Raw genomic sequence first — 24,203 nt, forward strand, 5'->3', positions numbered from 1 at the left:
AACGCGGCTCCGCCGCGTTGGTCCTCAAACGCCGGACGGGCTGGAGGGTGCCGGCCGCGCCGGATTTCGCGCTTGCGCTGAAATCCGGCGCAGGCGCGCAATTCCAGCCCGTCCGGCGATTGAGGACGAGCGGCGAAGCCGCGACAAGCGGGGTCTGGGGCGCAGCCCCAGGAGACGGCGAGAGGGCGGGACCGGGGCACAAACACCCCACCCGGCGCATGCGAAAGGGCCGGTGGAAAACCACCGGCCCTCGCGCGGGAGATCAGCTCACGCGATGCGGTCGAGCACGATCGGGTTCGGCGTGAACTCCGTGCCCGGCGCCGAGATCTCGATCTCGTCCCGCAGCGCGGCGAGCGCGTAGTCGAACTTCTCCGGCGTGTCCGTGTGCAGGGTCAGCAGCGGCTGCCCGGCCACGACGGAGTCGCCCGGCTTGGCGTGCATCTCGATGCCCGCACCGGCCTGCACCGGGTCCTCCTTGCGGGCCCGGCCGGCGCCGAGGCGCCAGGCGGAGACGCCGACGGCGTAGGCGTCGAGCTTGGTGAGGACACCGGTCGACTCGGCCTTCACCACGTGCTGTTCGCGGGCCACCGGCAGCTCCGCGTCCGGGTCGCCGCCCTGCGCGATGATCATGCGCCGCCAGTGGTCCATGGCGGAGCCGTCCGCGAGCGCCTTGGCCGGGTCGGCGTCCGGCAGGCCCGCCGCGGCGAGCATCTCGCGGGCCAGGGCCAGCGTCAGCTCGACGACGTCCGCCGGGCCGCCGCCCGCGAGGACCTCGACGGACTCGCGGACCTCGAGCGCGTTGCCGGCGGTCAGGCCGAGCGGGGTGGACATGTCGGTGAGCAGCGCGACGGTCTTGACGCCGTGGTCGGTGCCGAGGCCGACCATCGTGCTCGCCAGCTCCCGCGCGTCGGCGAGGTTCTTCATGAACGCGCCGGAGCCGACCTTGACGTCGAGGACCAGCGAGCCCGTGCCCTCGGCGATCTTCTTGGACATGATCGAGGAGGCGATCAGCGGGATGGCCTCGACCGTGCCGGTGACATCGCGCAGCGCGTAGAGCTTCTTGTCCGCCGGGGCCAGGCCGTCGCCCGCCGCGCAGATGACGGAGCCGACCTCGCGCAGGACGTCCATCATCTCGTCGTTGGAGAGCAGCGCCCGCCAGCCGGGGATGGACTCCAGCTTGTCGAGCGTGCCGCCGGTGTGGCCGAGGCCGCGGCCGGACAGCTGCGGGACGGCCGCGCCGCAGGCCGCCACGAGGGGCGCCAGCGGCAGGGTGATCTTGTCGCCGACGCCGCCGGTGGAGTGCTTGTCGGAGGTCGGCATGGGCAGCGAGGAGAAGTCCATCCGCTCGCCGCTCGCGATCATCGCGGCCGTCCAGCGGGCGATCTCCGCCCGGTCCATGCCGTTGAGCAGGATCGCCATCGCGAGGGAGGACATCTGCTCGTCGGCGACCTCACCGCGCGTATAGGCGTCGATGATCCAGTCGATCTGGGCATCGGTCAGGCGACCGCGGTCACGCTTGGTCCGGATGACGGAGATGGCGTCCAAGAGACGAGCCTTTCTTATCGTTCGAGGTCGGCGGGGCCGAAGGCGTCCGGCAGCAGCTCGGCGAGCGGGCGGATGCCCGACGTCGTGTCCACGGCCAGTTCCGGACCGCCGTGTTCCCACAGCAGCTGACGGCAGCGGCCGCACGGCATCAGGATGTTGCCGTTGCGGTCGCAACAGGTGAAGGCCGTGAGCCGACCGCCACCGGAGGCGAACAAGGCAGAGATCAGGCCGCACTCGGCGCAGAGTGCCACGCCATAGGCGGCGTTCTCCACATTGCACCCTGTAACGATACGACCATCATCCACGAGAGCCGCGGCGCCGACGGGGAAGCGGGAGTACGGGGCGTAGGCCCGGGACATGGCGTCCCGGGCCTGCGCGCGCAGGTTCTCCCAGTCGTCAGGAGAGAAGGTCACTTGCCCTGTCCCTTCCGGTAGGGCTTGCCGTCGGCCTTGGGCATCCGCAGCCGTTGCGAGAACAGCGCCAGCACCAGCAGCGTCACCAGGTACGGCGTGGCCTCCACCAGTTCCATCGGCACGGACTTGCTCGCCACGTACCAGACGACCAGCAGCACCGCCACGACCGCGCTGACGATCGCCGGCCTGGTCTTGCCGCCCTTGAACCGCCAGACCGCGAGGCCCAGCAGCAGCACCGCGATGAGCAGCAGCAGCGCGTGCACGGTCGGGCCGCCGGAGCGCAGCTGGAGGCTGTCCATGAAGCCGAACAGGCCGGCGCTCATGGCCACGCCGCCCGGCCGCCAGTTGCCGGAGATCATCGTCGCGAGACCGATGTAGCCGCGGCCGCCGGTCTGGCCGTCGGAGTACATGTGCGTGCCGATGGCGAGGAACGCGCCGCCCAGACCGGCGAGGGCGCCGGAGACCACGACGGCCGCGTACTTGTACGTGTAGACGTTGACGCCGAGGGACTCGGCGGCGACCGGGCTCTCACCGCAGGACCGCAGCCGCAGACCGAACGACGTGCGCCACAGCACGTAGAACGTGACGACGAACAGCAGCGCGGTAATGACCGTCAGCCAGGACACCTGGGAGACGAAGCCCCGCAGGATGCCCGCGACGTCGGACACGAAGAACCAGTGGTGCTTCTCGAGCGACTGCAGCCAGTCGGCCAGACCCGGGATCGAGAAGTTCTGCATGTCGGACATGGGGGGCGACTGCTTGTCGTTGCCGCCCGCCTGCTGCGCCGCGCTGCCGTCCGCGCCGAACAGCGTCTTGGCGGCGTACTGCGAGACGCCCAGGGCCAGGATGTTCATGGCCACACCGGAGACGATGTGGTCCACGTTGAAGGTGACCGTGGCAATGGCATGGACCAGACCGCCGAGCGCGCCGCCGATCATGCCGGCGGCCGCCGCGACCCAGGGGCCGTGCTGCCAGCCCATCCAGCCGGCGCCGAACGCGCCGAGCATCATCATGCCCTCGAGGCCGATGTTGACGACGCCCGCGCGCTCGGCCCACAGGCCGCCGAGGCCCGCGAGCCCGATCGGCACGGCCGCCGCGAGGGCGGAGCCGAACTGGCCCGAGGAGGTCAGGTCGTTGGCGCTGGTCAGCTCGCGCAGTGCGGACAGCAGGATCAGCGCGCCCGCCAGCGCGATCATCACGACGGGCCAGGAGATCCGCCGCCGCTCCGTCGAGTTCCCGCCGCGCAGCTTGTCGGCGAGTGCGGAGGTGAAGGTCGTACTCATGCGGCTGCCTCCGCCTGGTCGCTCTTGCGGGCCTGGGCGGCGAGCTCCTCGCCGACCTGACGCTGCTGGATCTTGAGGCCGTAGCGGCGCACGAGCTCGTACGCGATCACGACACAGAGGATGATCACGCCCTGGATCACCCCGACGATCTCCTGGGCGTAGCCCTCGAATTCGAGCTGGGTGCCGGTGCGGTCGAGGAAGCCCCAGAGCAGGGCGGCGAACGCCATGCCGATGGGGTTGTTGCGGCCCAGCAGCGCGATGGCGATACCGGTGAAGCCGATGCCCGTGGGGAAGTCGGTGCCGTAGTTGTACGAGACGTTGAGCAGGGTGGTCATGCCGACGAGGCCGGCGACGGCACCCGAGATCAGCATCGAGGTGATCACCATGCGCTTGACGCTCACACCGCTGGCCTGCGCGGCCGACTCGGACTGGCCGACGGTGCGCAGGTCGAAGCCGAAGCGGGTGCGGCTGAGCAGGAACCAGTAGGCGACGCCCGCGACGGCCGCGATCACCACGAAGCCGTAGACCGGCTTGGGCGTGGTCGGGAACTCGAAGAAGTGCGCGGAGTCCGGCAGGTAGGGCGTGTGGATCAGGTTGCCCTCCTTCTTGGCCAGCCGGCCGTCCTGGAGGAAGTAACCGATCAGCGAGGCGCCGATGGAGTTCAGCATGATGGTGCTGATCACCTCGCTGACGCCCCGGGTGGTCTTCAGCAGGCCGGCGATGCCCGCCCAGACGGCACCGACCGCCATCGCCACGATGATCATCACCGGGATGGCGAGCGGGCCCAGCGTCAGGTACCCGCCGACCACGGCGGCGAAGAACGCCGCGATGCGGTACTGGCCGTCCACACCGATGTTGAACAGGTTCATCCGGAAACCGACGGCGACCGCCAGCGCGGAAAGGTAGTACGGCGTGGCCTTGTTGATGATCCACACCTGGCTGTCGCTCTTCGAGCCGAAGTCGACCATGACCGCGTAGGCGTGGAACGGGTCCTTGCCGGTGGCGGCGATGATCACCGAGGTGATGACCAGGGCGGCGACGATCGCGAGAGCGGGCGCGGCGAAGCCGAGGATCAGCTTGTTCTTGTCGAGCTTCTTCATGCCTCTTCGCCCCCCTCGTTCTCGTCCGTGTGCTCAAGGTGGCCGGTAGCGGCGCCGGTCATGGCCGAGCCCAACTCCTCCGGGGTGATGGTGGCGGGGTCGGCGTCCGCCACCAGGCGGCCGCGGAACATGACCCGCAGGGTGTCCGAGAGCCCGATGAGCTCGTCCAGGTCGGCGGAGATCAGCAGCACCGCCAGCCCCTCGCGGCGCGCCTCGCGGATCTGGTCCCAGATCTGCGCCTGCGCACCGACGTCCACGCCCCGGGTGGGGTGCGCGGCGATCAGGAGCTTGGGCTTGTGGCTCATCTCGCGGCCGACGATCAGCTTCTGCTGGTTGCCGCCGGAGAGCGAGGCCGCGGTGACCTCGATGCCGGGCGTGCGCACGTCGTACTCGCGCACGATGCGCTCGGTGTCGGCGCGCGCGGCCTTGTTGTCCAGCAGCCCGCGCTTGCTGTTGGGCTCCTCGGTGACATGGCCGAGGATGCGGTTCTCCCACAACGGGGCCTCGAGCAGCAGGCCGTGTCGGTGCCGGTCCTCGGGGATGTAGCCGATGCCGCCCTCGCGCCGCTTGCGCGTCGCGGCGTGGGTGATGTCGGCGCCGTCGAGGGTGACCGTGCCGGTGTCGGGGTCGCGCATGCCCATGACCGCCTCGACGAGCTCGGCCTGCCCGTTGCCCTCCACGCCCGCGAGGCCGAGGACCTCACCCTTGTGGATGGTGAACTCGATGCCGTCGAGCACGGTGCGCACGACGCCGTCGGAGTCGGTGGCCGACAGGTGCAGCCCGTCCACGGTGAGCATCGGCACGTCGGTGACCGTCGACTCCCGGGTCTCCGGCGAGGGCAGTTCCTCGCCGACCATCAGCTCGGCGAGCTGCTTGGGCGTGGTCTCGCTGGGGACGGCCGTGCCCACGGTGGTGCCGCGCCGGATGACCGTGATGTCGTCGGCGACGGAGAGCACCTCGCCGAGCTTGTGCGAGATGAAGATGACGGTCAGGCCCTCGGCCTTGAGCTCGCGCAGGTTGGCGAAGAGCGCGTCGACCTCCTGCGGGACGAGCACGGCGGTCGGCTCGTCGAGGATGAGCGTACGGGCGCCGCGGTAGAGGACCTTGAGGATCTCCACGCGCTGACGGTCGGCGACGCCGAGGTCCTCGACGAGGACGTCGGGGCGCACCCCGAGGCCGTACGCGTCGGAGATCTCCTTGATCCGCGCGCGGGCCTTGTTGCCGATGCCGTGCATCTTCTCGGCGCCGAGGACGACGTTCTCGAGCACCGTGAGGTTGTCGGCGAGCATGAAGTGCTGGTGCACCATGCCGATGCCGCGCGAGATGGCGTCGGCGGGGGTGCTGAGGGTGACCTGCTCGCCGTCGAGGGTGATCGTTCCCTCGTCCGGCTTCTGCATCCCGTAAAGGATCTTCATCAGGGTCGACTTGCCGGCCCCGTTCTCGCCGCAGAGGGCGTGCACGGTGCCACGGCGGACCGTGAGGTGGATGTCGTGGTTGGCCACGACGCCGGGGAACCGCTTGGTGATTCCTTGCAGTTCTACGGCGGGGGCGGTACTGCTGCTGGACGCTTTGATGGCGCACACTCCTCGGGGAAGGGAGCGGGGGGTCAACTGGACGCTACGCGCGTAGCGTTGGCACCTGCACTCGGGCCCGGCGGGAGTGTCCCCCCGCCGGGCCCGGGCATTGTCCTACCGGTGTATCAGCTCTGCTTGGGGTTGGTGCGGACCTTGACCTGACCGTCCACGATCTTCTTCGTCGCGGCGTCGATCTTGTCCTTGATGTCGTCGATGAAGCCACCGGAGGTGGCCAGCGAGACACCCTTGTCCTTGAGCAGGTACTGGTGCTGGCCGGTGAGCGGCTTGCCGTCCTTGACGCTCTTGATGAGGTCGAAGACCGCCACGTCCACGTTCTTCACCACGGAGGTGAGGATGTGGTCCTTGTACTTCTCGAGGCCCGGCTGCTGGTACTGGTCGGAGTCGACCCCGATGGCCCAGGCGTCCTTCTGGCCGGAGACGGCCTCGATGGAGCCGTTGCCGGAGAGGCCCGCGGCCGTGTAGATCACGTCGATGCCCGAGTCGAGCATGCCCTTGGCCTTGTCCTTGGCGGCCGCCGGGTCGTTGAAGCCCTTGTCGTTGTTCGGGTACAGGTACTGCGGGGTGACCTGCGCCTTCGGGTCGGTGTCCATGACGCCCTGGACGAAGCCCGCCTCGAACTTCTGGATGAGGGCGTTGTTGACGCCGCCGATGAAGCCGACCTTGTGGGACTTGGACTTCAGCGCCGCGGCGACACCCGCGAGGTAGGAGCCCTCGTGCTCACCGAAGGTGATGCTGTCCACGTTGCTGCCCTGGGCAACCGAGTCGACGACCCCGAACGTGGTCTTCGGGAAGTCCTTGGCGACGGCCTCCACCGACTTCTGGTAGTTGAAGCCGACGCCGATGACCGGGTTGTAGCCCTTCTCGGCCAGCGAGCGGAGGCGCTGGTCGCGCTCGGCCTCGGTCTCGCCGTTCTTCGCCGTCATCATCATGTTGTTGATGCCCAGCTCGCTCTTCGCCTTGGTCACACCGCGGGCGGCGGACTCGTTGAACGAGTGGTCGTCGGCGCCGCCGACGTCGAAAGCAAGGCCAACGCCCTTGTCCTTGCCGCCGCTCGACTCGGTCGAGGACTCGCCACAGGCGGTGAGGGTGAATGCGAGAGCCGCGGTGGCAATGCCCGCGACAGTGATCGTGGATACCCGGCGCACGAGGGCCCCTTCACTCGAAGCGCCTCCATTGGCGCTGGTTCGCCGGAATCGTAACGCGCGTAGATGGGATGAAAAGGGGAGCTCCCAAGCCGTTATCGGATCGATTCGAACGAGCCTTGAATCACGAAACCTGGATTTGGTTGCGATCAAGCAAAGCCGCGGCGGTGAACAACTCGATTCCGACCTGGATCGCCCCCTCGTCCACGTCGAAGTCTCCGCAGTGCAGATCAAGCCGGCCCGCCTCGCCCACCGGGGCCACACCGAGCCTGGCCATCGCGCCCGGGACGTGCTCGAGGTACCAGGAGAAGTCCTCGCCGCCCAGGCTCTGCTCGGTGTCCTCGACCGACTGCGCACCCCGCCGCGCGGTCATGGCACGGTCCAGCAGCCCGGCGATCTCCGGGTGGTTGACGACCGGCGGCACCCCGCGGATGTAGTTGATCTGCGACTTGGCGCGGTGCAGCGAGGCGATCTCGTCGACCGCGGCGTGCACCAGGTCGGGGGCGCTGCGCCAGGCGTTCAGGTCCAGGCAGCGGACCGTGCCCGCGAGCTCCGCGTGCTGCGGGATGACGTTCGGGGCGTGCCCCGCCTCCACCCGGCCCCAGGTGACGGCCAGCCCCGAGCGGGTGTCGATCCGCCGGGCCAGCAGCGCCGGCACCTCCGTGGCGACCTTGGCCACGGCGGTGACCAGGTCCGTACTGAGGTGGGGGCGCGCGGTGTGGCCGCCGGGGCCGTCCAGCATCACCTCGAGCTTGTCGCAGGCGGAGGTGATCGGCCCCGTCCGCAGCCCGATCCGGCCGACCTCGACCCTCGGGTCGCAGTGCACCGCGATGATCCGGTCCACGCCCTCCAGCGCCCCGTCCTCGATCACGGTGAGCGCGCCGCCGGGCATGACCTCCTCGGCGGGCTGGAAGATCAGCCGGACGGGCCGGGGCAGCAGCCCCTGCTCCGCCAGGGCGGCCAGCACGAGCCCGGTGCCCAGGACGACGGTAGTGTGCACGTCGTGCCCGCAGGCGTGCGCCGTCTTCGGCACCGTCGAGCGGTACGGGACGGACTTGGTGTCCGGGATGGGCAGCGCGTCGAGGTCCGCGCGGATCGCGAGCACGGGGCGGCGCGCGGCACTGGGGCGTGAACGCCCGACGTCACAGATCAGCCCGGTGCCCGAGGAGAGCGTACGCGGCTTCAGGCCCGCCTTCTCGAGTCTCGCCCTGACCGCCGCGGTCGTACGGAACTCGCGGTTCCCCAGTTCGGGGTGCATGTGCAAGTCCCGCCGGAAGGTGATCAGTTCGGCGCGCAGCCCGGGCGGGAGCGTCCCGGGAAGCTCGCGGGTCGGTTCACCTTCGGGTTCGCCCGGGGCGACATCGGGCGCGGCTTCGCAGGGCATCAGATGATTCACCCTGCGAAGAGTAGAGCCCTGCACGGGGCAACTGCCTCCCGATCAAGAAAAGTTCAGCCGCATGGATGGGTCGGCCGGGGGGTATGACACGTATTTACGGCGTACCCGCACGAGACTTCGTCACGTACTGCGCGCCGGGGCGGTTGCGTAGGGCAGGCGGCGCACATCGCGTGCGCTCCCGGTGACGCCGGAGAGGAAGTCCCCCGCGCGGGGCGAGGCGTGGTCGGTGAGCCAGGCGGGATCGATGTCGCGTACGGCGACCGTCACGCCCGTGCCCGCGAGCGCCAGCGGCAGCGTGTGCACGACCGTCGACGGGAAGCTCAGCACCGTGCGCCCTATCGGACCGCGGCGCGCGATCAGTTCGAGGGGCAGCTCGGGGCGCACGATCTCCAGGTCGTAGAGGGTCGCTATGCGGCGCAGCTTGTCGGTGTTCTCGCGGCGGTGCGCGAAGTAGCGGGTGGCGCCGTGGGCGGCGGTGAGCTCGCCGACGGCCTCGAGGTAGCGCTCGGGGTCCACGACGCCCGTCTCGACCAGCGAGGTGCCGACGAGGTCCGTGCCCCGGGTGAGGCGGGGCGGGCCGAAGGCGGCGCGGGTCCAGGCGAAGTCGTTGGCCGTGACGGTCACCCCGGGCGGTGCCTCGACCGGCATCGAGGTGAACAGGCACACGCTGCGGCGGCCGCCCGGGGTGAGCATCCGGCGCGCCGATGCGGACACCGGCGCGAAGACTATGTCGCGCGCCCCTCGTCCGTTGCGGTGCCATCGCACCAGCCGTTCCCCGCGCGCGAGTTGGGCCGCGAACTCCATGGTCGCGGTGCCGTCGTCGACGACGACGAGCTCGCGGGCGCGGGTGATGGTGAGCAGCAACTGCACGTACCGCGAGAACGGGTCGCCGATGACGATGCACCGTGCCGCGCGCAGGGGTGCGGCGAGGCTCCCGATGGTGTTCACCGGCGCTCCCGGCCCGCCGCGCGCCTCCTCCCAGCGCAGCCGGTGCCCCTGGTCGCGGGCGAGTTCGGCCATGCGCCGCAGCTGCCCGCGGGTCATGGGGTCGTGCGGGGCGAGCACGACGACGAGCAGGTCGCTCGCGTCGTCGGTGCCGTCGTCGCTCGCGGCGTCGTCGACGGCGGTGTCGGCGGCGTCGTCATCGTCGCCCTCGGCCCGGCGGTCGGGCTGGCGCGGTACGCCGCCCTGCAGCGGGAGCGGTCCGGGCCGCGGGGCGGCGCGGGCGTGGGCCCACTCCAGGACGTTGAGGAGCTGGACGGGGCTCTCGACGAAGGCCAGGGTGCGGGCCGGGCCGGTGCCGGACATCAGACCGCGACGGCTTCCGGTTCCCCGGCCACGACGCCCGCGACGCGGCGCAGTTTCCGCATCGGGGCGAGCTCGCTCTCGTACACCCGCTTCACTCCGTCCCCGAGCGACTCCTCGACCACGCGGATGTCGCGCACGAGCCGCTGCAGACCGCCGGGTTCGACGGACGCGGCCTGGTCGGAGCCCCACATGGCGCGGTCGAGGGTGATGTGCCGCTCGACGAAGGAGGCGCCGAGGGCCACGGCGGCCAGCGTGGTCTGGAGGCCCGTCTCGTGGCCCGAGTAACCGATGGGCACGTTGGGGTACTCGGCCTGGAGGGTGTGGATGACCCGGAGGTTGAGCTCGGCGGCCTTGGCCGGGTAGGTGGAAGTGGCGTGGCAGAGCAGGATGTTCTCGCTGCCGAGCACCTCGACCGCGTGCCGGATCTGCTTCGGCGTGGACATCCCCGTCGACAGCACGATCGTGCGGCCGGTGGCGCGCAGGGTGCGCAGGAGCTCGTCGTCGGTGAGCGAGGCGGAGGCGACCTTGTGGGCGGGGAGGTCGAACTTCTCCAGGAAGGCGACGGATTCCACGTCCCACGGCGAGGCGAACCAGGCGATGCCGCGCTCCTGGCAGTGCTCGTCGATCGTGCGGTATTCGTCCTCGCCGAACTCCACCCGGTGGCGGTAGTCGATGTACGTCATCCGTCCCCAGGGAGTGTCCCGTTCGATGTCCCACTGGTCGCGCGGTGTGCAGATCTCGGGGGTGCGCTTCTGGAACTTGACCGCGTCGCACCCGGCGTCGGCGGCGGCGTCGATCAGGGCGAGGGCCTTGTCCAGGTCGCCGTTGTGGTTGATGCCGATCTCCCCGGTGACGTACACGGGGTGGCCGGGTCCCACGGGCCGGTCGCCGAAAGTGCGGGTGCGTCGGGCAGCGGCAGTGTTCACGGCGAGGTTCATGTGCGAAAAGTTCCTTCGGTTCGGTGTGGGGCTGACGGGTTCTACAGGCCGGGGCCGAGGAGCCAGCCGGCGATCTCCCGGACGGCTCCCGCGCCGCCCGGTGTACAGGTCACCGCGCGGGCGGCGTCGCGTACGGGGCCGTGCGCGTCCGCGACGGCCACGGGCCAGCCGACGAGACCGAGGCACGGCAGGTCGTTGACGTCGTTGCCGACGTAGAGCACCCGCTCGGCGGAGATGCCCGTCTCGTCGCACCACTGCTTGAGGGCGACGTCCTTGCGGTCGGTGCCGTGGATCACCGGCACCTTGAGCTTGCGGGCGCGTGCGGCGACGACGGGGTTCACCTCCGTGGAGAGGATCAGCACGGACAGTCCGGCCCGGCGCAGGGCGGCGACGCCCAGCCCGTCGCCGCGGTGCACGGCCACGAGTTCGCGGCCGTCGGCGTCGATGAGCACGCGGTCGTCGGTCTGGGTGCCGTCGAAGTCGAGGACGACGGCGTCGACGTCCTCGCGGGCCGGGAGGACGGGCGGGGTGTCGAGCAGCGGGGCGAGGGCGCGGGCGCGCGCGAGGTCGTGCGGGTCGTCGATCTCGAGCACGCGCGCGGGGTCGGTGCGCACCAGCTCGGTGCGCCCGAAGAACCGGTGCCGGGCGGCCCGGAAACCGTCCGCGCGCATGGCGTAGGCGGCGCCGGTCTCCAGCAGGTCCTCGGGCCGGTCCTGGCGGCGGGGGCGGTGGGCCTTGTCGTGGTTGACGCCGTGCGCGCCCCGCCGGCCGGCGCCCTGCGCCGGGACGGGCGGGGTGCCGTCCCGCCAGACGAAGCCGTGGAAGGGCGCCACGGTCAGCGCGCTGTCCGCGCCCTGCTCGACGACGGCCGCGGCGACGCCGTCGACGTCCTCGCGGGTGAGGAAGGGGCTGGTGCACTGGACGAGCAGCACGACGGCGGGCGCGTGGCCGCGCATCGCCTCGTACGCGTCCATGGCGTGCAGCACCGCGGCCTCGCTGGTCGCCGTGTCACCGGCGAGGCCGGCCGGCCGGTGGACCACGACGGCCCCCGCGCGACGTGCGGCCTCGGCGATCGCGGGGTCATCCGTCGACACGATCACCTCGGTCACCAGGCGTGCCGCACGGCACGCGCGCACCGCGCGGGCGACGAGCGGCACCCCGCCGACAGGCGCGAGGTTCTTGGCGGGCACCCCCTTGGACCCGCCGCGGGCGGGGATGACGGCGATCACGGACTGTCGTGGTGCCACGCCGAGTTGAGCGGTCACAGCTCCCCCATCCTTCGCATGACGGGCGCCACTCGCTGGACGCCGTGGCGGTACGCGCCGCGCACCGCGTCCCGCAGCGCACCACGCGCGGCGCGCCGCAGGGCGCTCTCCTCGCGCGGCGCCTCGCGGCCGGGCAGCGGGTCCCCCTGCGGGTCGAGGCCGTACCGGGCGAGGAGCGCGGGCAGGTGGCCGGGCGCGGTCCCGGCGGTGTAGTACGGCGCGAGCGGCGGGAGCCGGGGAAGCGCCACGAGGGCGGACACCCGCGCTCGCGCTGCGTCGAAGGCCTGCTCGTACGGCACATCGCCGGCGGCGACGCCCTGGCGCGCGGTCCAGGCCGGTTCGGCCTTCGGCAGGTGGCCGGCGTCGAGCTGGTCCCAGGAGGCGAGGCAGCCGGAGCCGAGGAAGTGGTGGTTGCCGAGCTGCTCGCGGATGCCGAGGTCGGTGAGGACCGCGGTGGGGACCGAGCGGTGCAGCGCCTCGAGGGCGGCGGTGGAGCTGACCGTGACGAGCAGGTCGGTACGGTCGAGCACCTCGCCCATGTGCCCGTACACAAGGCGGCAGTTGGCCGGAAGGCCTCCCGGCACCTTGGCCGCGAGCTTCTGGTACGGAAGTTCCTCGATGTGCGTGGTGTGCTCGCCGGGCTTGCTGCGGAGCTTGACGAGCACCTCCCGCCCGGGGTGCGTACGGGCGTGCCGGGCGGCGCGCTCGAGCAGGTAGAGCCGGTCGGTGCGGCTCTCCGGCACGGAGGGCTGGGTGGCGAACACCACCGTGAACGGGCCGTCGTGGCACGGCTCGTACGGGGCGCCGCCGAGGAAGGGCAGGGCGCACTCGACGACGCTGCCCGCCGGGGCGCCCACTCCGGCGTACACATCCCGGAACCGCTCCGCGTCATGGCGGGAGTTGGCGAGGACGACGTCCGCGCCATGACGCAGCAGCAGTCCGTCGGCGAGCTTCTCGTAGACGACGCCGACGTAGCCCGTGACAACGACCGGACGGGAAGGGGCCGTTGCCCAGGCGCGGGCGAGTCCGTGCAGCATCGCCTGTACGGCGCCGCCGACGCAGGCGAGGACGACGAGGTCGTACCGTTCACGCCCGACCGAGCCCACGGTGCGGACGAATCCGGGGCCGGTCACTTCGTGCAACGCGTCGGCACGCACGCCCACTTCACCGAGCTGGCGCGGGGTCGGGGTCGCGCGCCCCCTCAGCAGGAAGCCGTCGAGCCGGGCACCGGGTGCGAGCCGGTGCGCGGTGAGCGCTCCCCACTTCCACCGGGTGTCGGAGTCGGCGAGCACGGCGACACGCGGCGGGGATTCGGACGGTGAGGATTCGGTGCGTGACGACACAGCCATGACGATAGGAATTGATTCCGTTTCACCGCCCAACGCGAGTTCAACAGCCGGTAAACAGCACATCGACGGTCGGCGAAGTGGTTGACGCGCAGGTCCGGTTCATCATTTCGCCGCGCGTCGTTCACCCGCACTTACGGCGGAGGTCAGGACGAATGCCGGAGGTTCACCTACCGTCACCCGGGTGGTCAAGCTCTCCGTCATCGTGCCGTTCTTCAATGTGCAGACCTATGCGCCGGACACCCTGCGAAGCCTGAATGCGAACAGCAATGAGGACTTCGAATTCATTCTCGTCGACGATTGTTCGACCGACGGGACACCAGGGATTCTGGAGCGCGCCGAGCGCGAACTGCCGGGCGCGGTGCTCGTGCGGCACGAGCGGAACGGGGGCCTGGCGACCGCCCGCAACACCGGGCTGGACGCGGCCCGCGGGCAGTACATCGCCTTCCTCGACGGCGACGACTGGCTCGCCCCCGGCTACTACCGCCAACTCCTCGCCGCCATCGAGGGCTTGGGCGTGGACTTCGTCCGCACCGACCACGTGCAGTGCACGGGCCGCACCCGCACGATCCACCGCGTTCCGCAAGGCCGCAGGGGCGTGGTGCTCGACCCGCGCGGCGCGATACTGCCCGCGGACCGCTCCACGTCCGTCGACTACCCCTACGCCTGGGCGGGCATCTACCACCGCCGTCTGCTCGACGACGGTCTGCTGCATTTCCGGCACGGCCTGCGCACCGCGGAGGACCGGCCGTGGATCTGGCGGCTCCACCGCGAGACACGCAGTTTCGCCGTGGCCGGACTGCTCGGCGTCTTCTACCGGCGCGGCGTCGCCTCCTCGCTGACCCAGATCGGCGACGTACGCCAACTCGATTTCATCCGCGCTTTCGATCAGGTCATCGACGAGACCTCGCGGGACACCGACGCACACGCCCTGCTGCCCAAGGCCGTACGCACCTATTGCGCGATCATTTCCCATCACCTCGGCTCGATCGAGCGATTCGAACCCGCCGTGGCCCGAACACTGCGTTCGATGAGCGCGGCCGCCATGAAACGGATGCCCCAGGAGTTGCTCAAAGACGCCCTGAATTCCATGGACGACGACCGCGCTGCAAGGCTCCGCCGACTGCGCCGCCGCCCGGTCCCGGCGGAGGCAGTCGCATGACCCAGATCTTCCTGGCCTCCACCCTCTACGGAGCCGCCACCCTCTCCGCCGCCCTCGACGCCGGACTCTTCCCACCCTCCGGACGCCGCCTGCTCCTCGTCGCCAACAACGCGGCCGTCCCCGAGACCACACCCGCCCTCGACCAGGCCCCCGGCTTCGACCGGCTGCGCACCCGCTTCGACGGCGTGCTGTCCTGGAACGAGACGATCAGCCCCTTCCACCCCGGCGGCTGGTCCCCGCGCCCGGACGACGCACCGCTGTGGGAGCGGTACTTGCGCCTGCTGTGGGACCTGGGCGACGACGAACTCGAGATCGTCGTCGAGTCGATCCAGGTCAGCCCGGCGCTCGCCCTCGCCCAGGTCTTCCCCGACGCACCGCTCGAGGTCTACGCGGACGGGCTGATGAGCTACGGCCCCACCCGCAACAAGCTCGACCCGCTCGTCGGCACCCGCATCCGCCGGCTGCTCCACCTCGACCTCGTGCCGGGCCTGCGCCCGCTGCTGCTCGCCGAGTTCGGCGTCGAGCCCGAGATCATCCCGGGCGGCGCCTTCACCAAGGTCCTCGCCGAACTCGCCGACGCCGTCGAGCTGCCCCCGGCCCCCGAGGGGGCGGCGCTGCTCCTCGGCCAGTACCTCTCGGCGCTCGACATCCTCACCCCGGAGGAAGAGGAGCAGCTGCACGTCCGCATGCTGCGCGGCGCGGTCCGCCACGGCCACCGCGACCTCGTCTTCAAGCCCCACCCCACCGCCCCGGCCCGCTGGTCGCGGATGCTGGAGGAAGAGGCCGAACGACTGGGCGTACGGCTCACGTTGCTGGACACCTCCGCACTGGCGGAGGTGGTGTACCAGCGGCTGCGCCCGGCCCTCGTCGTCGGCTGCTTCTCCACCGCGCTCATCACCGCGGGCACCTTCCATGGCCTGCCGGCCGCCCGTACCGGCACCGAACTGCTGCTGGAGCGGCTCACCCCGTACCAGAACAGCAACCGCGTGCCCGTCACGATCGTCGACGCCCTGCTGCCCGCCCTGGAGGCCACGGAGCTGTGCACCGGCGACGGCCCCGGAGAGCTCAACAGCCTCCTGCCTGCCGTGGGTTACGCCATGCAGCCGCAGGTCAACCCCGGGCTTCGCCCGGCGGCCGAACGCTATCTGGCCGCGCACCTGAACTCCCGTACCCGGCGCTACTTCAAGCGCCGCCGCCTGACCGCCCTGGCGCTCCCCGGCGCCCTCCCCTCCCAACTCGCCTTCCTGCCGCGCAATCCGGCCGTCCGCAGGATGGCCCGCCGGGCACGTGCCGTGCAGCGGAGGCTGGCCAGGAAGACTCGGTGACCCGTTGACAGCCCCGACACTCCCCCGCAGCACTGCCTCCCCCGTACAGAAGGCGAAACCGCCGCGAACCGGCCGCCTGTACGCCCTGGACGGGCTCCGTCTCATCGCCGCGCTGATGGTGGCCCTCTACCACTACGGCGGCCGGGACGGCGAGGTCAGCCGCGCGTGGGGGACGACGCCGCGCCACGAATTCCCGCACCTGTCGACCGGATTCGCCTACGGCTGCCTGGGCGTCGAGATCTTCTTCGTCATCAGCGGCTTCGTCATCTGCATGAGCGGCTGGGGGCGCTCCCTGCGCTCGTTCTTCGCCTCACGCGTCTCGCGCCTCTACCCCGCGTACTGGGTGGCGATCGCACTCGTCACGCTCGCCTTCGCCCTGCCCTGGGTCGCGTACAAGACCGTCTCCCCGAGCGACACCCTGGTCAACCTGACCATGCTCCAACAGCCCGTCGGCGCCCAGCGGGTGCTCGGAGTGTGCTGGACTCTCTGGGCGGAGCTGCGCTTCTACGCCCTGTTCGCGCTCTTCGTGGTCCTGCCGGGCGCGACGCGTTCGCGCGTGATGTTCTTCTGCGCGGGGTGGACACTGGCGACCGCGATCACCACGGCCTCGCACCTGGAAGTGCTGCGGGTGATCGTGATGCCGGAGTACTCGGCGTTCTTCATCGGCGGCATCGGCCTGTACCTGATCCACCGCTTCGGCCACGACGCGCTGAGCTGGGGCATCGTGGCGACGAGCTTCCTGATGGGGCAGCACTACGCGGTGGCGGGGCTGTGGCACCCGCCGAACCCGCACTACTTCTCGTACCGCTCCCCGTACGTCATCATCGCGATCCTCGCCGTCGGCTACGCGGCCGTCGCCGCCATCGCGCTCGGCAAGGCCCGCTGGGCGACGTGGCGTTGGCTGCCGCTGGCGGGCGCGCTGACGTACCCCTTCTACCTGGTGCACGAGCATCTGGGGTGGGTGACGATCGGGGTGCTGCACCGGAAGCTGGGCATCCCGTCGTACGGCACGTTCGTGCTGACGATCGGCCTGATGCTGCTGTTGGCGTGGACGATCCACGTGCTCGTCGAACGCCGCCTGACTCCCCTGCTCCGCCGCTCACTTGACGGCTAGCAGCGTGGCCTCGACCCCCGCGATGATCGCGCGCAGCCCGGCCTCGTACCCGGCGTCGGGGTCGCCGAAGAGCTCGAAACCGGCCTCCGCGGTCAGCGGGTAGTCGGCCAGCCGCTGGGCGCGGGCCTCGAGGTCGTAGCCCTCGCCCTCCTCGCCCCGGCCCGGGTCGGGGCCCATGGCCTGCTCCTCGATGGCGTACGCCACGGTGTAGCAGTTGGCGGTGAAGGAGGCGCGGGCCGCCGCGCGGGGCGTAAAGCCCAGGTCGACCAGCCTGCGCAGGTGCGCCTCCATGGGCGGCGCGTAGCTGAGGTCGGTGTACCGGGTGCCGCTGAAGACCTTGGCCCCGTCGCGGTAGGCGAGCAGTGCGCGGCGGAACGTGCGCTGGGCCTCGGCCAGCACGACCCGCCAGTCCTGCGTGTCGGGCGCGAGCTGCGCGCTCATGCGGCGCATCATCTCCGTCGCCATCTCGTCCAGCAGGTCCCGCTTGTGCTTGAAGTGCCAGTAGAGCGCGGGCGCCTGGACGTTGAGCTCCTTCGCGATACGCCGCAGCGTCAGCCCCTCCAGGCCCACCTCGTTCAGCACCTGCAGCGCGGTGCGCACCACCTGATCACGGTCCAGTCGATTTCCCACCTTGACAGTTTAACGGCGTTCAGTGCACCCTCCTTAACAAGGTTAAATTGAACGGCGTTAAGGAGGGGGTGCATCGTGTCCGCACACGAGGTACTGATCGTCGGCGCGGGCCCGACCGGGCTGGTGCTGGGCTGTGAACTGGCCCGACGGGGCGTGGATTTCCGCCTGATAGAGGCGGGCGAGCGGCTGTTCCCCGGGTCGCGCGGCAAGGGCATCCAGCCGCGCACCCTGGAGGTCTTCGACGACCTGGGGGTCGTCGAGGCGGTGTACGAGGCGGGGAAGCGGATGCCGCTCATGGCCTCCTGGGAGGACGGCCGGAAGGTCACCGAGTGGGACATGATCACGCGCCGCGAGCCCACGCCCGACGTGCCCTACGGCGAGGGGCGGCTGCTCCCCCAGTGGCGCACCCAGGAGATCCTCCACGAGCGGCTCCACGAGCTGGGCGGCAGCGTGGAGTTCGGCACCCGCCTGTCCGGCTTCACCCAGGACGAGGACGGCGTGACGGCCACCCTCCTCCGCCCGGACGGCACCGCCGAGACGGTACGCGCCGCGTACCTGGCCGGCACCGATGGCGGACGCAGCACGGTACGGACCGTCCTCGGCACTCCGTTCACCGGCGAGACCGTCGACCCGACCCCCATGATGGTCGCCGACCTCGAGGTGGAGGGCCTGGACCGGGACAACTGGCACGTCTGGCGCCGCGAGCGGAGCTCACTGGCCCTGTGCCCGCTGCCGGGTACGCCCTTCCAGCTGTACGCCGACCTCGGAGGCGCCGAGCCGGACACCGACCCGGAGTCGGTGCGCGAACTGGTCGCCTCCTGGACGGGGTTCCGTGCGGGCGAGGTGCACTGGGCGTCGATCTTCCGCGCCCGGGCGGTGATGGCCGAGCGCTTCCGGGAGGGCCGGGTCTTCCTGGCCGGGGACGCCGCCCACATCCACTCCCCCGCGGGCGCGCAGGGCCTCAACACGGGCATCCAGGACGCGTACAACCTCGGCTGGAAGCTGGGCCGCGTGCTGCGGAACGGCGCCCCGGACGCCCTGCTGGACTCCTACGAGGCAGAACGCCTGCCGGTGGCGGCGGGGGTGCTGGGCCTGAGCACGCGGCTGCACAAGGGCGTCGACGACAGCCAGGGGCTGAAGCTGACCATCCAACGCCCCCGAGAAGCACACCAGTTGCACCTCGCCTACCCCGACAGCCCGCTGACCCGCGAGCTGCGCACGGGCCTGGCGGAGGGCGCCCTGCGCGCCGGCGACCGCGCCCCGGACGCCCCGCTGAAGTCCGGTGCGGGGGAGGCGGTCCGCCTCTTCGACATCTTCCGCGGCCCGCACTTCACGCTGCTGACCGTCGACGCCACCGCGGTACACATCCACGAGCCGCACACCACCCTCCACGACCCGGACGGCCACGCCCAACGGGCCTACGGCACGGGCACGTTCCTCATCCGCCCGGACGGCTACGTCGCCTTGGCGACGACCGACCCGGCGGACGTGGAGCCGTACCTCTCCGCCCTCGACGGCGCCTGAGGGTCCTGAAACGGAGCGCAGTTCCGACACAGTGGTGTCGGGACCGCGCTCCGTTCACGTTCACTGTGCCGCCCACCTGCCCCCTGTCGATGGGAAGCCTCACTCAGCGAACCGCGACAATGGGGTCAGCGCGGGTCGGCGTCGGCATCGCCGAGTTCCGTGGAATCGGCCACGTAGGTCCGTCCCCAGAGCCTGTTGTCCGCCCCTCGGGCGAAGAGGTCGATGACTCCCTTCTTGTGCGAGATGGCTGCGAGGCTGCCGACCGACTGAATGAGGCCGAGGTCCTTCCACGACTGCCAGCCGTTGCCGTCGTAGGTCAGGTGGATCACATGGTTGTTCCTGTCCTTGGCGAAGACGTCCAGGCGCTCCACGCCCCACGATGCGGCGGCCGGGCCGGAGGCCAGCAAGCCGCCACGGTTGCGCCAGCCGCCCCAGTTGCCCTTCCCGTCGTAGGTGCGGTGGAGCAGGTTGTTGCTCTCGGCGCCCCGCACGAAGACGTCGACACGGCCGCCCGGCGCCCAGGCGGCTGCGGCGGGCGAGTCCTGGAAGTTCCCGCCGAGCGAAGTGAACGGCCCCCAGCCCCTGCCGGCGTTGTCGTCGGCGTCGGAGAACAGCAGCTCGTTGGTGTCGCTGAGCGCGAACATGGCGTACCGCTTGTCCCGCGCGGAAGCCGCAGCGAGGCCGTTGAAGGCCGGCCGGTTGTCCTGCGTGAGACTCCAGTTGGCATCCCAGCCGTTCGTACTGGACCAGGTGCGGCGGAAGACGTTCTGCTTGCCGCCGATGTGATACACCGTCAGTGCGCCGGGCGCCCCGGAGAGGATGGCCGGGGTGTAGGTCCCCCGGCCGCCGATGTCCGACCAGTTGTCCCAGCCGGTCGCCTGCGTCCACTCGCGACGGATGATCTGGTTCTTGTTGCCGATGGCGACGAGGGTGATGTTGCCTGCCTCGCGTGACGCGACGGCCGGGGCGGACAAGAGGTTGCCGCCCAGGTCGTTCCACTCGCTCCAAGTGCCCATGGAATCCCCCCAGTTCACTTGTCGCTGCCCGGCGTCGTTGCCGGGCAGTCACACACCGGGAGCGTACTGAGGATGGACCCTTTGCGCGCAGGATGGATCGATGTTACGCCCAAGTTGCATATTTCGGCTGATGCGCACTTCTTGACAGAGCATGTCCCCGGCGTAACGGGACGAAAGAGCAGCATGCCCCATGAGTCCTGTCGTCGTTCCGATCGACGAGGACGGCCGCCTCTGGCCTGTCCGGTGGATCGCGCTCAGGCAGATGCCGGTAAGTTGACCGCATGCCCTCGGTACTTGTCGTTGGTTACGACCCGCAAGCGATACCCGGCGTCGACGGGGAGGCCCTTCGTGCGGCGCTCGATGCGGAGCTGGCCCGGTTCGGCGAGCACGGCATCGACGCCTCCATGACTCTGGTGGTGTTCGACGAATCGGCGGAGCCCACCCTCATCACGTCATTGGCCGAACGCCCGTGGGACGTGGTCGTCATCGGCGGCGGGATCCGCAAGACGGAGCAGTTGCTCCCACTCTTCGAGCAGATCGTGAACCTGGTCCGCCACCACGCGCCGCAGGCCGCCATCGCGTTCAACACCAGCGGTGGGGACAGCGTCGAGGCAGCGCAGCGCCGGCTCTGAGCCTGCCGATCGGCCCGGACCCGCCGGCGCGGCACAGCCCGGGTGTTGAACGGGGAACCGGGTACGGGTTTCCTTGCGTCTGAGGACAGTTCGCGTAAGGAAACCCGTACCCTACTCGTCAGTCACCATTCAGAGCCGGCCGGCTGGGTCCTACCATCGCGGAAATGACAATCCGGAGGATGGACCACGTGGGCATCGTCGTCGAGGACCTCGCGGCCGCGACGGCGTTCTTCATCGAGCTCGGACTGGAGCTGCAGCGCGAGGGGTCGGTCGAGGGCGGCTGGGTGGACCGCGTCGTGGGGCTCGAGGGTGTCAGGGCGGAGTTCGCGGTCGTGCAGACCCCGGACGGCCACGGACGACTCGAGCTGACGAAGTACCACACGCCGACAAGTCAGAGCGGCGACCGAGGCACCCCGGCGAACATGCCGGGCATGCGCCATGTCGCATTCGCCGTCGAAGACATTGATGCCGTCGTCGCCGGTCTGCGAGCTCGCGGCACGGAGCTCGTCGGCGAACTGGAGCGCTACAAGGACAGCTACCGGCTCTGCTACGTCCGGGGTCCGGAGGGAATCATCGTCGAGCTGGCGGAGCAGATCAGCTGACGACCGGCCCGCCCGCCCTCGACGGTGTGCCCGGTGGGTCGGAGCCGCCCCACCGGGCACGTCCTGGACAGGCCCAATTCCCCCTACACCACCACCGACAGCAGCATCACAAACCCCAGCCCCACCACCGAGATGATCGTCTCCATCAGCGACCACGTCTTGATCGTCTGACCGACGTCCATCCCGAAGTACTCCTTCACCATCCAGAACCCCGCGTCGTTGACGTGGCTGAAGAACAACGACCCGGCGCCCACGGCGAGTACGAGCAGCGCCGCATGCGTGGTGCTCATGTCGGCAGCCAGCGGGGCAACCAGCCCGGCCGCGGAGATCGTGGCGACGGTCGCCGACCCCGTGGCCAGCCGGATGCCGACGGCGATCAGCCAGCCCAGCAGCAGGGCGGAGACGGACCAGTCCTTCGAGAAGTCGAGGATCATCTGCCCGACGCCCACGTCGATCAGGGTCTGCTTGAAGCCGCCGCCGGCGCCGACGATCAGCAGGATCCCGGCAATCGGCGTGAGCGACTTCTCGACGGTCGAGGCGAGCCGCTCGCGCCCGAAACCGGCGGCCCGGCCCAGCGTGAACAGCCCGACCAGCACGGCGGCGAGCAGCGCGATGAGCGGGGAGCCCACCACGTCGGCGATCCGCTGGACGTGATCCTTCGGATCGTCCACGACGACATCGACGAGCGCCTTCACCAGCATCAGCACCACCGGCAGCAGCACGGTCCCCACCGTGGCCGCGAAGCCCGGACGCCGCTCCAGTTCCTCCGACGGCCGCTGCGGGATGAGCTTCTCCGGCGGAGCGACGTCGACCCAGCGCGCGGCGACGCGCGAGAACAGCGGCCCGGCGACAACAGCGGTCGGCACGGCGATGAGCACGCCGAGCGCGAGCGTCACGCCGAGGTTCGCGCCGATGGCGTCGATCGCGGCCAGCGGTCCGGGGTGCGGGGGCACCAGGCCGTGCATCACGGACAGCCCGGCCAGCGCCGGGATGCCGATCCGCATCAGCGAGTGGTTGCCGCGCTTGGCGACCAGCAGCACGACGGGGATCAGCAGGACGATCCCGACCTCGAAGAACAGCGGCAGGCCGATGACGCCGGCGATCAGCACGATCGCCCAGGGCATCGAGCGGGCGGAGGACTTCGCCAGGATCGTGTCCACGATCTGGTCGGCGCCGCCCGAATCGGCCAGGAGCTTGCCGAGTATCGAGCCGAGCGCGATGAGCACGCCGACACCGGCGACGGTCGAGCCGAGTCCCGTCGTAAAGCTGGCGATGACCTTGTCTATCGGCGCCGCGGCGGTCGCGCCGAGCGCCAGTGACCCGACGGTCAACGACAGGAAGGCATGGAGCTTGAAGCGGGTGATGAGGAGGACGATGACGGCGATGCCGACGAGTACGGCGATGCCCAGCTGCGTATGACCGGCCGACGTGATCGGTCCGGCGGGGGCCGCGGCCAGCATCTCGACGCTGAGAGTGCTCACTTGGGCTTCCTAACGGGAAGGTTGGGGGCTACAGCTGCCGCAGGGCGGCGGTCGCCTGTTCGGCGATGACGGCCGCCTCGGGCGTGACATCCACGCGGATGCCCGCCTCGTCGGCCTCGAGCGGCTCCAGGGTGGCGAACTGGGAGTCCAGGAGCCTGGCGGTCATGAAGTGGCCCTTGCGGGCCGCCATCCGGTCGGCGATCAGCTCACGGTCGCCGGTGAGGTGGAGGAAGACAAGGCCGGGCGCGGCGGCCCGCAGCCGGTCGCGGTACGCGCGCTTGAGCGCGGAGCAGCTGACCACCCCGCCGAACCCGGCGCGTCCGCGCGCCCACTCGCCGACGGCGTCGAGCCAGGGTGCCCGGTCGGCGTCGTCCAGCGGGATGCCGGCCGACATCTTCGCGATGTTGGCGGGCGGATGGAAGTCGTCGCCCTCGGCGTAGGGGACGCCGAGCGCCGCGGCCACCAGCGGGCCGACCGTGGTCTTGCCCGTGCCCGCGACGCCCATCACCACGACGACGGGGTGGGGGGTGCTCATGAGGTACCTCGCTGTCTCCGGCCGCGGCGTCACCGTCGACGCCGACCCGCCGCCACACTGAAACCCAAGAGGTACGACATATTCAAGCCCCTGTGACTTAAACGTCATACTTAATCGCCCCGACACCCGCCCCTTAGGCTGAGCTCATGAGCAACAAAGGGCAGGGACTGCACGCCCATGTGCTGGAGTCCCTGGGGCCCGCGATCACGTCCGGGGAGTACCCGCCGGGCAGCGTGCTGCGCACGGACGAGCTGGAGCAGCGCTTCGAGGTCTCGCGCACGGTCGTCCGCGAGGTGATACGGGTCCTGGAGTCGATGCACCTGGTCGCGTCGCGGCGGCGCGTGGGGGTGACGGTGCTGCCCACCGAGGAGTGGAACGTCTACGACCCCCGCGTCATCCGCTGGCGCCTCGCGGGCAGCGACCGGCCCCGTCAGCTGCGCTCGCTGACCGTGCTGCGGCTGGCCGTGGAGCCCGTCGCGGCCGGCCTCACCGCCCTGCACGCGACGCCCGAGCAGTGCGCGGAACTCACCGAGCACGCCCTGGGCATGGTCGCCACCTCACGCGGCCAGCAGCTGGACGCCTATCTGCTGCACGACATCGCCTTCCACCGCGTCGTCCTGCGTTCCTCCGGCAACGAGATGTTCGCCCGCCTCGGGGACGTGGTGGCCGAGGTCCTCACCGGCCGCACCCGGCACCAGGTCATGTTCACCGACCCCGACCCGGCCGCCGTCACCCTGCACGTCCGGGTCGCCGAGGCCGTACGCGCACGGGACGCCGCCCGCGCCGAGGAGCTCACCCGCGAGATCGCCACGGGGGCGATGGCGGAGCTGGACATCCTCGCACCATAGGCA

The 24,203-nt window shown here is 70.6% G+C and carries 22 protein-coding genes; 7 read left to right on the forward strand and 15 right to left on the reverse strand.

Annotation, left to right across the window (positions count from 1 at the left end):
- Positions 1-267: 267 nt before the first annotated feature.
- The 11 genes from ACV530_RS16695 to ACV530_RS16745 all read right to left on the reverse strand — a co-directional run bounded on the left by ACV530_RS16695 (position 268) and on the right by ACV530_RS16745 (position 13,334).
- Positions 268-1,545 (reverse strand): thymidine phosphorylase, encoded by a 1,278-nt coding sequence (locus tag ACV530_RS16695; RefSeq protein ID WP_494333267.1) that lies wholly within the window; start codon positions 1,543-1,545, stop codon positions 268-270.
- A gap of 14 nt (positions 1,546-1,559) precedes the next feature.
- A complete protein-coding gene (locus tag ACV530_RS16700; protein ID WP_494333268.1) occupies positions 1,560-1,958 on the reverse strand; it encodes a cytidine deaminase in 399 nt (132 codons plus the stop codon).
- On the reverse strand, positions 1,955-3,241 hold the full coding sequence (locus ACV530_RS16705; RefSeq protein WP_494333269.1) for an ABC transporter permease: 1,287 nt from the start codon (positions 3,239-3,241) through the stop codon (positions 1,955-1,957). Before ACV530_RS16705 ends, ACV530_RS16700 begins: the two co-directional genes overlap by 4 nt.
- Positions 3,238-4,341, reverse strand: coding sequence for an ABC transporter permease (locus tag ACV530_RS16710; RefSeq protein WP_494333270.1), 1,104 nt, complete (start codon positions 4,339-4,341; stop codon positions 3,238-3,240). The genes ACV530_RS16705 and ACV530_RS16710 overlap by 4 nt, the downstream gene beginning before the upstream one ends.
- Positions 4,338-5,951 (reverse strand): ABC transporter ATP-binding protein, encoded by a 1,614-nt coding sequence (locus ACV530_RS16715; protein ID WP_494333271.1) that lies wholly within the window; start codon positions 5,949-5,951, stop codon positions 4,338-4,340. The genes ACV530_RS16710 and ACV530_RS16715 overlap by 4 nt, the downstream gene beginning before the upstream one ends.
- An 89-nt stretch (positions 5,952-6,040) precedes the next feature.
- Positions 6,041-7,081: a BMP family lipoprotein gene (locus ACV530_RS16720; protein ID WP_494333272.1), complete on the reverse strand. Its 1,041-nt coding sequence runs from the start codon at positions 7,079-7,081 to the stop codon at positions 6,041-6,043.
- A 121-nt stretch (positions 7,082-7,202) separates the two neighbouring features.
- Positions 7,203-8,462, reverse strand: a complete 1,260-nt coding sequence (locus ACV530_RS16725; RefSeq protein WP_494333469.1) for an amidohydrolase — start codon at positions 8,460-8,462, stop codon at positions 7,203-7,205.
- A 132-nt stretch (positions 8,463-8,594) separates the two neighbouring features.
- Positions 8,595-9,782 (reverse strand): hypothetical protein, encoded by a 1,188-nt coding sequence (locus ACV530_RS16730; RefSeq protein ID WP_494333273.1) that lies wholly within the window; start codon positions 9,780-9,782, stop codon positions 8,595-8,597.
- Positions 9,782-10,720 carry an N-acetylneuraminate synthase family protein gene (locus ACV530_RS16735; RefSeq protein ID WP_494333274.1) on the reverse strand — a complete coding sequence of 313 codons (939 nt, stop codon included), beginning with the start codon at positions 10,718-10,720 and terminating at the stop codon, positions 9,782-9,784. The genes ACV530_RS16730 and ACV530_RS16735 overlap by 1 nt, the downstream gene beginning before the upstream one ends.
- Before the next feature lie 41 nt (positions 10,721-10,761).
- The gene (locus tag ACV530_RS16740) at positions 10,762-11,985 is read right to left on the reverse strand and encodes a cytidylyltransferase domain-containing protein (RefSeq protein WP_494333275.1); all 1,224 of its coding nucleotides are present in this window, start codon (positions 11,983-11,985) and stop codon (positions 10,762-10,764) included.
- On the reverse strand, positions 11,982-13,334 hold the full coding sequence (locus ACV530_RS16745) for a DUF6716 putative glycosyltransferase (RefSeq protein ID WP_494333276.1): 1,353 nt from the start codon (positions 13,332-13,334) through the stop codon (positions 11,982-11,984). The genes ACV530_RS16740 and ACV530_RS16745 overlap by 4 nt, the downstream gene beginning before the upstream one ends.
- 181 nt (positions 13,335-13,515) lie before the next feature.
- Here ACV530_RS16745 and ACV530_RS16750 point away from each other — a divergent pair, with 181 nt between their 5' ends.
- The 3 genes from ACV530_RS16750 to ACV530_RS16760 are packed head-to-tail and all read left to right on the forward strand — an operon-like array spanning position 13,516 to position 16,932.
- Positions 13,516-14,493: a glycosyltransferase family 2 protein gene (locus tag ACV530_RS16750; RefSeq protein WP_494333277.1), complete on the forward strand. Its 978-nt coding sequence runs from the start codon at positions 13,516-13,518 to the stop codon at positions 14,491-14,493.
- On the forward strand, positions 14,490-15,818 hold the full coding sequence (locus ACV530_RS16755) for a polysialyltransferase family glycosyltransferase (RefSeq protein ID WP_494333278.1): 1,329 nt from the start codon (positions 14,490-14,492) through the stop codon (positions 15,816-15,818). The genes ACV530_RS16750 and ACV530_RS16755 overlap by 4 nt, the downstream gene beginning before the upstream one ends.
- A gap of 4 nt (positions 15,819-15,822) precedes the next feature.
- Positions 15,823-16,932 carry an acyltransferase family protein gene (locus tag ACV530_RS16760; protein WP_494333279.1) on the forward strand — a complete coding sequence of 370 codons (1,110 nt, stop codon included), beginning with the start codon at positions 15,823-15,825 and terminating at the stop codon, positions 16,930-16,932.
- Here the strand turns inward: ACV530_RS16760 and ACV530_RS16765 are convergent.
- Positions 16,918-17,562, reverse strand: a complete 645-nt coding sequence (locus ACV530_RS16765; protein WP_494333280.1) for a TetR/AcrR family transcriptional regulator C-terminal domain-containing protein — start codon at positions 17,560-17,562, stop codon at positions 16,918-16,920. The genes ACV530_RS16760 and ACV530_RS16765 overlap by 15 nt on opposite strands.
- Positions 17,563-17,637: 75 nt before the next feature.
- Here ACV530_RS16765 and ACV530_RS16770 point away from each other — a divergent pair, with 75 nt between their 5' ends.
- Positions 17,638-19,086 (forward strand): FAD-dependent monooxygenase, encoded by a 1,449-nt coding sequence (locus ACV530_RS16770; RefSeq protein ID WP_494333281.1) that lies wholly within the window; start codon positions 17,638-17,640, stop codon positions 19,084-19,086.
- 125 nt (positions 19,087-19,211) lie between these two features.
- Here ACV530_RS16770 and ACV530_RS16775 read toward each other — a convergent pair whose 3' ends face one another.
- Entirely contained in the window at positions 19,212-20,102 is an 891-nt protein-coding gene (locus tag ACV530_RS16775; protein WP_494333282.1) for a DUF8189 domain-containing protein, read from the reverse strand.
- Positions 20,103-20,383: 281 nt separating this feature from the next.
- Here ACV530_RS16775 and ACV530_RS16780 point away from each other — a divergent pair, with 281 nt between their 5' ends.
- Both ACV530_RS16780 and ACV530_RS16785 read left to right on the forward strand, forming a co-directional pair.
- Positions 20,384-20,734 carry a hypothetical protein gene (locus ACV530_RS16780; protein ID WP_494333283.1) on the forward strand — a complete coding sequence of 117 codons (351 nt, stop codon included), beginning with the start codon at positions 20,384-20,386 and terminating at the stop codon, positions 20,732-20,734.
- A gap of 164 nt (positions 20,735-20,898) precedes the next feature.
- Complete coding sequence (locus ACV530_RS16785; protein ID WP_494333284.1) at positions 20,899-21,336, forward strand: VOC family protein; 438 nt, start codon at positions 20,899-20,901, stop codon at positions 21,334-21,336.
- A gap of 83 nt (positions 21,337-21,419) precedes the next feature.
- Here the strand turns inward: ACV530_RS16785 and ACV530_RS16790 are convergent, their stop codons facing one another.
- Together ACV530_RS16790 and ACV530_RS16795 are read right to left on the reverse strand one after the other, a co-directional pair.
- The gene (locus ACV530_RS16790; RefSeq protein WP_494333285.1) at positions 21,420-22,817 is read right to left on the reverse strand and encodes a GntP family permease; all 1,398 of its coding nucleotides are present in this window, start codon (positions 22,815-22,817) and stop codon (positions 21,420-21,422) included.
- A 28-nt stretch (positions 22,818-22,845) separates the two neighbouring features.
- The gene (locus ACV530_RS16795; protein WP_494333286.1) at positions 22,846-23,352 is read right to left on the reverse strand and encodes a gluconokinase; all 507 of its coding nucleotides are present in this window, start codon (positions 23,350-23,352) and stop codon (positions 22,846-22,848) included.
- Positions 23,353-23,498: 146 nt separating this feature from the next.
- Between ACV530_RS16795 and ACV530_RS16800 the strand changes: the two genes are divergently transcribed.
- Positions 23,499-24,200 (forward strand): FadR/GntR family transcriptional regulator, encoded by a 702-nt coding sequence (locus ACV530_RS16800; protein WP_494333287.1) that lies wholly within the window; start codon positions 23,499-23,501, stop codon positions 24,198-24,200.
- Positions 24,201-24,203 lie beyond the last annotated feature (3 nt).

This window comes from Streptomyces sp. SX-6, from assembly GCF_059089585.1.